The sequence below is a fragment of the Allorhizobium borbori genome, from assembly GCF_014196535.1.
Taxonomy (GTDB): Bacteria; Pseudomonadota; Alphaproteobacteria; order Rhizobiales; family Rhizobiaceae; genus Ectorhizobium; species Ectorhizobium borbori.
Genome location: NZ_JACIDU010000012.1, coordinates 64355 through 76512 on the forward strand (window position 1 = coordinate 64355; position 12158 = coordinate 76512).

At 59.6% G+C, this 12158-nt stretch carries 8 protein-coding genes and 1 pseudogene; 6 read left to right on the plus strand and 3 right to left on the minus strand.

Annotated features, from left to right (window positions below):
* Nucleotides 1-40: 40 nt before the first annotated feature.
* The gene (locus GGQ66_RS14980; protein WP_183793537.1) at nt 41-2119 is read right to left on the minus strand and encodes a c-type cytochrome; all 2079 of its coding nucleotides are present in this window, start codon (nt 2117-2119) and stop codon (nt 41-43) included.
* 267 nt (nt 2120-2386) lie between these two features.
* On the opposite strand from GGQ66_RS14980, the pseudogene GGQ66_RS23275 reads away from it, so the two are divergent.
* Nucleotides 2387-2730: pseudogene (locus GGQ66_RS23275) on the plus strand (ATP-binding cassette domain-containing protein); the annotation flags it as partial.
* A 305-nt stretch (nt 2731-3035) separates the two neighbouring features.
* Entirely contained in the window at nt 3036-5339 is a 2304-nt protein-coding gene (locus GGQ66_RS14990) for a methyl-accepting chemotaxis protein (RefSeq protein WP_183793539.1), read from the plus strand.
* Nucleotides 5340-5417: 78 nt separating this feature from the next.
* Here the strand turns inward: GGQ66_RS14990 and GGQ66_RS14995 are convergent, their stop codons facing one another.
* Nucleotides 5418-5885, minus strand: coding sequence for an Lrp/AsnC family transcriptional regulator (locus GGQ66_RS14995; RefSeq protein WP_174004756.1), 468 nt, complete (start codon nt 5883-5885; stop codon nt 5418-5420).
* Entirely contained in the window at nt 5882-6769 is an 888-nt protein-coding gene (locus GGQ66_RS15000; RefSeq protein ID WP_183793540.1) for a VOC family protein, read from the minus strand. The genes GGQ66_RS14995 and GGQ66_RS15000 overlap by 4 nt, the downstream gene beginning before the upstream one ends.
* Nucleotides 6770-6989: 220 nt before the next feature.
* Between GGQ66_RS15000 and GGQ66_RS15005 the strand changes: the two genes are divergently transcribed.
* From GGQ66_RS15005 to GGQ66_RS15020, 4 genes are all read left to right on the plus strand, one after another.
* Nucleotides 6990-8582, plus strand: a complete 1593-nt coding sequence (locus GGQ66_RS15005; protein ID WP_183793541.1) for an ABC transporter substrate-binding protein — start codon at nt 6990-6992, stop codon at nt 8580-8582.
* A gap of 64 nt (nt 8583-8646) precedes the next feature.
* Nucleotides 8647-9630, plus strand: a complete 984-nt coding sequence (locus tag GGQ66_RS15010) for an ABC transporter permease (RefSeq protein ID WP_183793620.1) — start codon at nt 8647-8649, stop codon at nt 9628-9630.
* Entirely contained in the window at nt 9627-10502 is an 876-nt protein-coding gene (locus GGQ66_RS15015; RefSeq protein WP_183793542.1) for an ABC transporter permease, read from the plus strand. Before GGQ66_RS15010 ends, GGQ66_RS15015 begins: the two co-directional genes overlap by 4 nt.
* Entirely contained in the window at nt 10499-12139 is a 1641-nt protein-coding gene (locus GGQ66_RS15020) for an ABC transporter ATP-binding protein (protein ID WP_183793543.1), read from the plus strand. Before GGQ66_RS15015 ends, GGQ66_RS15020 begins: the two co-directional genes overlap by 4 nt.
* The last annotated feature ends 19 nt before the right edge of the window (nt 12140-12158 follow it).

Genomic DNA, 12158 nt, shown 5'->3' on the forward strand with positions numbered 1-12158 from the left:
GGGATGCGGCCGGTCTTCACAGGAATACCCGAATGGGGGATCAGTAACGGGCATCCTTGGGCTTACCGCCGTTCGGCCAGTCCTTGACTTTGTCCGGGAAGTCGGGTCGCGGCTTGTGGCTGAAATACTCCGCGACATCAAGCGCTTCCTGATCCGACAGGCCACCCTGTCCAAGCGGAAATTGCTCGTGGAAGCCAATCGGCATATTACGCTTGACGAAAGCCGCCGCCGTATAGGTGCGGGCCATGCCGGCACCTATATTGAACGAACGGTCGCCCCAGAGTGCGGGATAAACGACACGGCCGACAGCATCCTTGAGGCCCTCGCCATCGGCCCCATGGCAGACGGCACATTGGGCAGCATAGATTTTTTCACCATTGGCCGGGTCGGGCTTCAGTCCGGGATCGATCTTGCCGACACCACGGCCTTCTACTTTGTCTTCCGGCTTCGTCTCGCCCTTCATCCAGTCGAAATAGGCGAGCATGGCGACCATCTCCTTCGATTCCGGCTTCAACGGCTGGCCGTTCATAGAGCGGCGGAAGCAACCATTGATGCGGTCGATCATGGTGATTTCCTTGCCCGCTCGGGACGCGTAGCTCGGGAAAAAGGCCGAAACGCCAACATAGGGCGAGCCATCTGCAACTGTGCCGGCATTGAGGTGGCAGGAGGTACAATTGAGGTCGTTACCCACATGATCGGGCAGAAGCTTGTTCGTTTCCGAGTTGAGTCTCATACCGAGGACGAGTTGGTCCTTGTTCGGTTCGTCGAGCAGGCCGGCCAAACGCGGCGTTTCGAAAGTGGAGGCATCGATCTTCGGGTCGAGATACCTGCGCGCTTCGGCAACTTGTGCTTCGTTGATAGCGGGTGCACCGCCGCCCCAGTTTTCGCGGACGTAGCTGAGGATGTCGGCGATCTCCTTGTCATGCAACCGCGCGAAGGCAGGCATGGTGTAGGTGCGCGGATGAGCATCGGTAGCGGCCGTCTCCCAACCCGTCAGCGTGATGTGGATAAGGGTGGCGGGATCTTTCGAAGCCACCGTCGGATTGCCTGCAAGTGGCGGGAAAATGCCCTTCACGCCAGTGCCATCCTGCCTGTGACAATCATTGCAGAACTGCGTATAGCCAAGGCCACCCGTAGTATTGAATGCGGTTTCCGGCGCACTGGTATAGACCGGTTTGGGCGGAACCGGCTTCACATTCTTCGAAGGCAGCGACTTCAGATAGGTTGCCATGGCGACCAGATCGTCATCCGTGAAGTTCTGCGTTGAGTGAAGGATGACATCTGTCATCGAACCGGACGCGGTGGCAAACCGATTCTGGCCTGTCTTTAGAAGCTGGACAGTATCTTCCACAGTCCAGAGATCCCGCAGTTCGACGGCGTGCCAATTCTCCACCTTAGCCCCTGCCAGGAACTGCTCGCCGCTCTTACCCTTTTCCGTCATGGCTACTTCGTTGAAGCCGACGCCCCGCGGGGTGTGGCAGGCGCCGCAATGGCCGAGGCTCTGAACCAGATAGGCACCTCGGTTCCACACTTCGTCCTTACTCCGGTTGGGAACGAAGGGCGTGCCATCGACGAATACGGCGTTCCAGTAGGACAGGCCGAAGCGCAGGTTGAACGGGAAGTTCATCGCCGCCATCCGGTTTGCCTTCTCCACGGGTTGCAGGCCCTTGGTGAGATAGGCCCAAAGGGCTGTCATGTCCTCTTCGCTGATCTTGGCATAGGACGGATAGGGCATTGCGGGGTAGAGATTATGACCATCCGCCGCCACGCCCTTGCGCATGGCACGGTCGAATTCGCCAAAGGTCCAACCGCCGATACCGGTCTTGGGGTCGGGCGTGATATTGGTGGACCAGATCGTGCCCATCGGCGTTTCGAGCGCTAGGCCGCCAGCCATTTCCGCCCCGCCCTTTTCGGTATGACAGGCCACGCAATCGCCAAGCTGCGCGACGTATTTTCCGCGCCGGATCAATGCCGGATCGATACTTGCACCGAAATCCGGTTCCTTTGCCGTGATCTTCGGGGGGACGGCCATCCAGATGGCAACGCCGGCGGCGAGAACGGCGGCCATCGCTGCAACGGTTCCAAGCCGCTTCATACCCTTGCTTGTTTTTTCTTCCATGACACGATGCCTTATCCTGATTTCTCACATCCGATGGTAGGGCTGAACGGCGCTATTTTCGATTTGGGAATAGCCCGCAAACGACAAGGGTTTTCCCCACAAGGTCTTGCGTTTTGATAGTTTTCTCTTTTTCCTCCCGGGTAAGTGGTTGATTGTCTTGTCAACTTACGCCATTCGGCTAGCGGCAGAATGCCCTGCAAGGGAGAATTAGGCCGAAAGCCGACGTGATCCTTGGTAGTTCAAGGAGACAGAGAATATAATTATCGAAAGATCGATCATCTCGCCTTCCGAGGGCTTGGAGAACTTTCCGGAGGCCAGCGACAGCTAGTGGCGCTGGCACAGGCGCTTGCGCGCAAGCCCAAAGTGTTGTTGACGGATGAACAGACCTCTGCATTTGACCTGCACTGCCAGATCGAGGTGCTGGGCGTCGTTTCCGCGCTTGCCGCGAAAGCCGGCATGATCGTCCTGATTGCACTCGATGATCTCAATCACGCCCTTCTCTCCCGCATCCATAGATGGTGACAGCGGGCGGGGAGATTGTGATCAGCGGCGACACCCGTTCCTTCATCACCGCCGCCATGTTGCGCGATGCCTATCGGATTGACGCATAGATCGGGGAATGTTCGCTGGAGCGCTCCATCATTATCGTCGACGGCCCCGTGTAACGCGGGTCCGTTGAAACAGCCATTTCCATTTTTGTAGCAAAGTTGTTACAGTTAACAGGGCCGCTGTTAACCGATTATCCTTCGCGAAAGAAACAGCCTCCGTAATGAACTCGGTTTCAATCGTTTCGACCTCTGTCGAAGTGAATAAGAGTGGGGACATTATGGAATTCAGATCGATACGACAAAAGATTGCGATACTGTCTGGCCTCAGTATGGTCGCAGTTACTGGCGCTCTGGTTGTATACAGCGTCGTGGCTTCATCAAGGAGCCAAGTATTCGTTGCGGATAACGTCAGGCAACTGACGGAAGACCTTACGAAGGACAAGCTTCTGACACTGGCCTCGGCACAGGCCGGCGTGATCGAGGCGACGCTGAACGGCGCCTTTGACACGGCGCGCACCATGGCCCGCACGTTCGAGATCGTCGCCGAAAGCGACACAGGCAAGGGTGCTCCGGCCACCTTGCGGCGCGAACAATTGAACGCGGTGCTTTTGAATGTCCTAAAGGACAATCCCGGCTTCAACGGCACCTATTCGGCGTGGGAGCCGAACGCGCTTGACGGCCGTGACAACGAGTTTCGCGATAACCGGGCAATGGGCTCGGACGCGACGGGGCGCTTCCTGCCTTACTGGACGCGTGACACAGCCGGCAATATCGCACTCCAGCCCCTTGTCGAATACTCGAGCAGGGATCTCCATCCGAATGGCGTGATGAAGGGAGGCTGGTACATAGGCCCCCAGGAAGGCCGCGGAGAGAGCATTCTCGATCCCCTTCCCTATATCGTCCAGGGCAAGAACGTCTATCTGGCCACCATGTCGGTGCCAGTCACCGTCGACGGTAAATTTCAGGGCGTCGTGGGGGCCGATTTCGATCTGTCCTTCGTGCAGAAGCTGGCCACCCGGGTACGGGACTCCATGTATGGAGGCAAGGCCTCCGTGGAAATCATCAGCCACATGGGTCTGGTCGTCGCCTCCAGCGAGCGGCCGGAAGCCATTGGAGAGCGGTTCGACAAAGGACGCCCCGAGCTTGTGGGCATCATTGACGCCACCAATGCAGCCGGCGGACAGGTCGAGCTGAGCCCCCAGGCATTTACTGCGACGGCACCGATCCAGATCGGGCGTACGAAGACCCCGTGGTCGGTCGTGATTTCTGTTTCCAAACCGGTAGCCATGGCCGAAGCCATGGAGCTTGATCAGGAACTCGCCGCACGCGATACGACCAACACCTACATGCAGCTCCTCGTCTCGGCGGTGGTTGCTCTTGCGGGCGTGGCGATCATGTGGCTGGTGGCTCGCAGTATTTCCAACCCCATCAATCGCATGACTGGTGCCATGCAGCGACTTGCTGATGGCGATGTATCTCTAGAGGTGCCGGACCAGAACCGCGCCGATGAAATCGGCACGATGGCGAAGACGGTATCGGTCTTCCGCAGCAATGCCATTGCAAAAATAGAGATGGAAGCGGGCGCGGAAGCCAACCGTTCCGTGATGGAGGAAGAACGGCTCCGGCGTGAGGCAGAAAAGGCCAAAGAAGCAGCCGACAACCAGTTCGTTGTCGACCAGTTGGCGAACGGCCTCACCAGGCTTGCAGACGGCGATGTCGCCTACCGGCTGACGACACCGTTCGTTTCACATCTCGACAGCTTGCGGATGGATTTCAACAATTCCGTGTCCAAGCTGCAGGTTGCGCTGGGGGACGTGGCAAAGAATGCCCGCGCCATCGATAGTGGCGCCAACGAGATCCGCTCCGCAGCCGACGATCTTTCCCGGCGCACGGAACAGCAGGCCGCTTCCCTTGAAGAGACGGCGGCAGCCATTGAGGAAATCACCACCACCGTCCAGGATTCTGCCCGCCGGGCCGAGGAGGCTGGCACGCTTGTCGACCGGACGCGCCATGGTGCCGAAAATGCCGGCGAAGTGGTGCGCAATGCCGTGGCCGCCATGAAGCACATCGAGCGGTCTTCGGTGGAGATTTCGAACATTATCGGTGTAATCGACGAAATCGCGTTCCAGACCAACCTTCTGGCGCTCAATGCCGGTGTTGAGGCCGCGCGTGCTGGTGAGGCCGGTAAGGGCTTTGCGGTGGTGGCGTCGGAGGTGCGCGAACTTGCACAACGCTCCGCAACGGCCGCAAAGGAGATCAAAGCGCTCATTGTCGCCTCGGGCGATCAGGTTCGGCGCGGGGTCGCGCTCGTGGATGATACCGGCCGCTCGCTGGAGACGATTGTCGAGGAGGTCACACAGATCAACAGTCTGGTAGCTGCCATCGTCGTTTCGTCGCGCGAACAGGCGCATGGCATCCAGGAAATCAACAGCGCAGTGAACCTTATGGACCAGAGCACGCAACAGAATGCAGCTATGGTCGAACAGAGCACGGCAGCCAGCCACAGTCTGGCGAGGGAAGCGGCGGCCCTGAACGCGCTGATCGCACAGTTCAGGATTGACGAAAGCGCCTCCGATTCTCGGCGCGCGCCGTCGGAGCCAGCGTCACCGGCACGGTCGCTCGGCCAGAGGGTGGTGCAGGCCTTTGGCGGCAAAGTTGCCGGCCGATCCTGATCTGCGTTGCAAATCCGGAGCCCGCATGGTGGCGGGCTCCGGCTCTATTGCGAGATAAAGCACGAGGGACGCGATCGCCTAGAGATAGTTGGTCGGAACCGCCGTCGTGAACTTCAATTCCTCCATCGAGATTGAGGAATTGATCTGCGAGAATTCGAGCCGTTCGATCATGCTCTTGTAGACCTGGTCGAACGCCCCCACGTCAGGGACCATGACTTTCAGAATGTAATCGACAGTCCCCGTCAGGCGGTAAGCTTCCACAATCTGTGGTATGTCTTCGATCAGCTCGCGGAAACGCATCAGCCATGCCATTTCATGACGCGGCGCGGTGATCGCGATAAACACGATCATGGGTACGCCGGCCTTCTTCGGGTCGACAAGCGTCACTCTTTCGCGGATGACGCCCGCCTCTTCCATGCGCCGGATACGCCGCCAACAGGGTGTCTGCGACAAGCCGACCTCGTCGGCGATTTCGCTGACAGGCCGGTCGCGACGTTGCAAAAGATCCAGGATCTTGCGGTCGATCGCGTCGAAGCCTGTTGTCATCTTGCGACAAACTCCAGCACATTGCCGGCAGCATCGGACGGCGACACGAAAATGCCGTTCTTGTCAGCAGTTTCATGAAACTTCACACCTTTTTCGTTCAAAAGAGAACGGGTCGCTGTGAGGTCGGCGACCTCGATCTGCAACGCGGCGAAATCGCCGTGGAGGATGGCCTCGGAGGAGAGTGGTGCATACCGGGCGACAACCGCATCGGGCGTCATGCAGATGATGGCAGCAGAGTTTTTGCCGGTTACGACGGTGGCGCCGTTCGGGGTTTCCGCGACACTGGCGCCGGCAAAAAGCCGAGCATATTCTGTTGCCGTTTCGGTCGGCGTTGCGGACGCGACGATGATGCCGGCCATGGCCCTGGCGGTGTTCGGATGCTTCATCAGTTCGGGACGCCAGACCATGTCGCGCGTCTTGTGGTTGCACATGAACATCTCGCCACGAGGAACCTCTTTTGCGTCAAAGACAGTGACGGCAAAAGCCGCCATGCCCGAACCACCATCGGGCAGCGGCAATGGGCGCGAGAATTCCAGAACATCGGTAGTGGCAATACCGCGTTCGGTGAGCGCTGCGCGGGCGGCGTGCGCATCGCCTATACGGCAGGCTATCGCGGTCATGCTGTCGCCGCGCTTTGAAAGCTTCGCGCGCTTGTCGACATTTTGCGGCGTTTCGGCCAATATCCCCAAAAGCTCGAGATAGTCTTCCGGAAACACCATGGTGTAGTTGGCGCTGCCCATATGCGGGCTGTGAACGCCGCGCGGCGACAGTGTGAAACCAAGCGCTTCAAAGCGTTTGGCGGCGGCCTCCAGATCGCCGACGAGATACATGATGTGGTCGATGCCAGTGACGGGATGCGGTTTTGCGTTTTGTTCAGTTTTCATATCTTTCCCTCCGAGGTCCGCTCCTAGTTAAATTATCTACGAACGGCAATAAATATGAACATATATATCTACGAAATCCCGTCAAGAAGAGATACATAGTGCAGAAATCTTGCTTTTTTTAGAATGGTATTGACATGAAAGTCCGTCTCGGCGAACAATTTACCTCGTTCGCAACCCGGCAAGAGATCGAGTGCGGATTTCCTAACCAGAGGGGTACGAAATGATAGTCTCGAAAAAGCAGCTTTCGCTGCTCGGCGGAGCTGTATCTGTAATCATCGCCACCACCGCAGTGCAGGCGGAAGAGCCCAGGCGTGGCGGCACAGCCATCATCCATATGGCTTCCGAGCAGGGTGTGCTCAACCCGGCGCTGCGCGCCTCCACCGGTGTCTACCAGATCACCGGCAAGTTCATGGAGCCGCTGATCGACAAGACCTATGATGGTTATGTCGGCGTGCTGGCCACCAGTTGGTCTTCCTCGGAAGACGGCAAAGCCATCACTTTCAAGCTGCGCGAAGGCGTCAAGTGGCATGACGGCAAGCCGTTCACCTGCGACGACGTTTCCTTCACGGCCATGAACCTGTGGAAGAAGCTTCTCAACTATTCCACGACGCTTCAGGCCAATCTCGATGCAGTGGATTGCACAGATCCCTACACGGCCGTGTTCCGCTACTCCAAACCGATGCCGCTGGAACTGCTCGTTGCCGCCATGCCGGACCTCGGCCATCCCGTGCCGAAGCACCTTTACGAAGGCACGGACATTCTGAAGAACCCCTATAACCAGAAGCCCGTTGGCACCGGCCCGTTCAAGTTCGTGGAATACGAGCGCGGCCAGTACATTATCGGCGAGCGCAACGAGGACTACTGGCGCGGCAAGCAGTATCCCTACCTCGATCGTGTGATCTGGCGCTTCATCCCGGACAAGGCCGCAGCAGCGGCAGCGATCGAGGCAGGTGAAATCCACGAATCCGGTTTTAACGGCATTTCCATGGAAGACATGGAACGTCTTGGTAAGGACGACCGCTTCGACATGGGCCCGAAGGGCTTCGAGAACAACGTCGCCCACTCCACCGTCGAGTTCAACCTGCGCAACCCGATCCTGGCGGACCTGCGTGTCCGTCAGGCCATCTATCACGGCCTCAATATCGACTTCGCCCTGAAGACCATCATGCGCGGTTATGGCAAGCCCGGTCGCGGCCCGATCCCGAGCGCAGGCGGCATCAATTACACGGACGACGTGCAGACCTATCCCTATGACGTCGAAAAGGCCAAGGCCCTCCTCGACGAAGCCGGCTACAAGCCCGACGCCAACGGCATTCGCTTCAAGCTGAAGCATCGTCCGGCGCCGTGGGGCGAGTACACGCAGCTTTGGGCCGAATATTTCGCCCAGGCCATGAAGCAGATCGGTATCAGCGTCGAAATCGTCACCAACGACGCACCGGGCTTCCTGAACGGCGTCTATCGCGACCACGATTTCGATACGGCGAACGGCTGGCACCAGTTCCGCGCCGACCCCGCCGTCTCCACCACTGTGTGGCTACGCTCGGGCGCTCCGGTGGGCACGGCATGGTCGAACCAGTTCGATTACAAGTCCGACAAGATGGATGCACTGATCGACGCCGCCGCCGGCGAACTCGACCCGGCCAAGCGTGCGGATCTCTACCATCAGGTTCAGAAACTCGAAATGACGGATCTTCCGGTCATCTTCGCCATCGAGCATCCGTTCCTCGGTATCACCAGCAAGAAGCTCAAGAACCACCACAACACGCCGCGCTGGGATAGCTCCAGCTGGTATGACCTGTGGCTTGAAGAGTAAGGCGCCCGGCCGGGGCGCTTCCCACGCCCCGGCACCCCCCTAACGGAAGCATGGTGACATGAGCATTCACATCCCTCCTCTTCTGACCTATGCGCTGCGCCGCATTTTACAGGCGATCCCGATCATGCTTCTGATCATGGTCGGCAGCTTCCTGCTGATCAAGATGGCGCCCGGCGATACCGTCGACGCTCTTGTCGGAGACATGGGCGGCGCAGATCCTGCCTTTGTCGCCCGCCTGCGCGCCGAGTACGGCCTGGATGAATCCGTCTTCGTTCAGCTTTGGCGCTATCTCATGAAGCTCGCGCAACTGGATTTCGGCTGGTCCTATGTCTACGAACAGCCGGTGCTGACCGTGCTCATGGCCCGCCTCGGCAATACCATGCTGCTGATGGTCGCCTCGTTGACTGTGGCCTTCGTCTTCGGCATCACGCTTGGTGCCTTTGCCGCGCGGCGCGCCTATTCGTTGACCGACAATGTGATCTCGACGCTTGGCCTCGTCTTCTATGCCATGCCGTCCTTCTTTCTCAGCCTGCTGATGATCCTCGTTTTCTCGGTCAAGCTCGGCTGGCTGCCGGTCGGTGGCATCCGTACCATCGGCGCGTTCAAGACCGGTTGGGCCGATGTCATAGACGTGGCGCGCCACCTCGTCATGCCCACCGCCGCGCTGTCACTCATCTACCTCGCCTTCTACATGCGCCTGATGCGCACCAGTGTTCTTGAGGTCATGGATCTCGATTTCGTCCGGACGGCGCGCGCCAAGGGCGCGGGCGATTTCCGACTGATGGTTCACCATGTGATGCGCAATGCATTGCTTCCGGTGGTGACGCTTCTTGGCCTGCAATTCTCAACGGTTCTCGGGGGCTCGGTCGTCATCGAAACGATTTTCTCGCTGCCGGGTCTTGGACAACTTGCCTACACGTCGGTGATCAAGCGCGATCTCAACATGCTCATGGGCATCGTTGCGCTCAGCTCCGTCATCGTCGTCATCGTCAACGTCCTGACCGACCTCGTCTATGCCTGGCTCGACCCGAGGATCGAACTCAAATGAGCATTCCCGACACCATTCTCACCCCGCCTGCCCCTCCGCGCAGCCTCGTTCTGTGGCGCCGCTTTCGCCGCAACCGCGCCGCCGTGCTCGGCCTTGCCCTCTTCATCATCGTCGTGCTGATGGCGGCGCTGGCCGATGTCGTTACCCCCGGTGATCCGTTGCGCCTTGCCGGAACGCCGCTGACCGCGCCGCTCTCCGTTGCCGAAAATCCCTGGGGTACGGACCAGCTCGGCCGTGACATCATGTCGGGCATCTTTCACGGGGCCCGTATCTCGCTCGCCATCGGTGTGGTCGCCACCATCATTTCGATTGCTATCGGCATCGTCATCGGCGCTGTCGCCGGCTACTTCGGCGGCCGCGTGGATGGAGCTCTGATGCGCGTGACCGAAGCCTTTCAGACCATTCCGAGCTTCGTATTGCTGCTGACGCTGGTCGCCATCTTCGGCTCCAGCATCGAGAATATCGTGATTGCCATTGGCGTCGTGTCGTGGACAGCGCCGGCCCGCATGGTGCGTGCCGAGTTCATGTCTCTGCGCAAACGGGAATTCGTGGATGCGGCACGCAATCTCGGGGTCAGCGATATCTCCATCATTTTTCGTGAGATCCTGCCCAATGCGCTGCCGCCCGTCATTGTCTTCGCCTCCGTCGTCATGGCCACCGCGATCCTCATGGAAAGCGCGCTTGCCTTCCTCGGGCTTGGCGACCCCAACTACGCAAGCTGGGGCAATATGATCGGTCAGGGTCGCGCGGTGCTGCGCACCGCCTGGTTCTGTTCCGTCATTCCCGGCATGGCCATCCTTCTCACCGTGCTTTCCTTCAGCCTCATGGGCGAAGGTCTCAACGACGCGCTCAATCCGAGGCAGAAGAAATGACCGGCGAACGCAAGACCATTCTCGACATTCGCGATCTGCAGATCAGCCTTCCGGCCGGGGGCGACCGCCCTCACGCACTTTGGGATTTCAACCTCACCGTCGGCGAAGGCGAAATCGTCTGCCTCGTAGGCGAAAGCGGCTCTGGAAAGTCGCTGGCGGCCAGCGCCGCCATGCGCCTTCTGCCCGAACCGCATGTGCATGTCTCCAAGGGTTCGATCAGCCTCGACGGTACGGATCTCCTCTCCCTTTCGGAGCGACAGATGCGCGACGTGCGCGGCGACCGCATCGCCATGATCTTCCAGGAGCCGATGACGGCGCTTAACCCGCAAAAGACAGTGGGCTGGCAGATCGATGAGGTGCTGCGGCTCCACACCAGACTGAACAAGGCCGAACGCAAGGCCCGCGCCATCGAAATCCTGACCGACGTCCACATTCCGGACCCCGCCTCGGCCTACAACGCTTATCCGCACCAGATTTCCGGTGGCCAGCGTCAGCGCGTAATGATTGCCATGGCCCTTGTGCTCAAGCCACGTCTCATCATCGCCGATGAGCCGACGACAGCGCTCGACGTGACGACGCAAAAGCAGATCCTGAAACTCATCAAGGAGTTGCAGCAGCTTCACGGTACTGGCATCCTGTTCATCACCCACGATTTCGGCGTGGTGGCCGAGATCGCCGACCGCATTGCGGTGCTGAGCCTCGGCGAACTGGTCGAACAGGGCCCGGCCGACCAGATCCTCAACAATCCGCAGCACCCCTACACCCGCAAGCTGATCGCCGCCGTGCCGGCACTCACACCGCCGCCGGAAAAGGCGATGTCAAAGGAACCGGTCGTTCTGGAGGCAAAGGCGTTGCGCAAGACCTTCGCCGCGCGCGGCGGTTTCCTCTCCGGCAAACGCAACCCGGTGATCGCGGTCAAGGATCTGACCTTTGAGCTTCGCCGCGGCGAAACGCTCGGCGTCGTCGGGGAAAGCGGTTCCGGTAAGACCACCGTGTCCCGTATCGTGACCCGGCTTCTCGAAGCCGATTCCGGTGAAGTCAGCATCGATGGCCGTGACATCATCTCCGCCTCCAAGGCCGAATTGCGCGCACTGCGCAAGGACATCCAGATGGTGTTCCAGGACCCCATGGCATCGCTCAACCCGCGCCGCCGGGTGGTGGAGCTGATCGCGCAGGGGCCGATCATTCAGGGGGTGCCCCGTGAAACCGCCTATGCCCGGGCGCGTGAGCTTCTGTCGCTGGTGGAACTGCCGGCGGCCGCGGCAAACCGCTATCCGCACGAGTTTTCCGGCGGTCAGCGCCAACGCATCGGCATTGCCCGGGCACTGGCAATGGAGCCGCGCGTGATCGTGGCCGACGAGCCGGTTTCGGCGCTCGACGTCTCGGTTCAGGCACAGGTGCTGCGGCTTCTGGCCGACCTGCGCGACCGGCTGCATCTCTCGCTTCTGTTCGTAACCCATGACCTTCGTGTCGCCGCACAGCTTTGCGACAAGGTGATCGTCATGTCGAAAGGCGAAATCGTCGAGGCCGGTCCGACCGCACGCGTCTTCGCCGATCCGCAACATCCCTACACGCGCTCGCTGCTCGATTCCATTCCCGGAAGGGGTTGGGAACCGCCCGTTCTGAGCGTTGCCTGACCGGCCAAGGACCGATTGC

Excerpts from the sequence above, each read along its gene's own strand:
- GGQ66_RS14980 (WP_183793537.1), bottom strand. The coding sequence starts at position 2,119 with ATGGAAGAAAAAACAAGCAAGGGTATGAAGCGGCTTGGAACCGTTGCA.
- GGQ66_RS14995 (WP_174004756.1), bottom strand. The coding sequence starts at position 5,885 with ATGACAACAGGCTTCGACGCGATCGACCGCAAGATCCTGGATCTTTTG.
- GGQ66_RS15000 (WP_183793540.1), bottom strand. The coding sequence starts at position 6,769 with ATGAAAACTGAACAAAACGCAAAACCGCATCCCGTCACTGGCATCGAC.
- GGQ66_RS15005 (WP_183793541.1), top strand. The coding sequence starts at position 6,990 with ATGATAGTCTCGAAAAAGCAGCTTTCGCTGCTCGGCGGAGCTGTATCT.
- GGQ66_RS15015 (WP_183793542.1), top strand. The coding sequence starts at position 9,627 with ATGAGCATTCCCGACACCATTCTCACCCCGCCTGCCCCTCCGCGCAGC.
- GGQ66_RS15020 (WP_183793543.1), top strand. The coding sequence starts at position 10,499 with ATGACCGGCGAACGCAAGACCATTCTCGACATTCGCGATCTGCAGATC.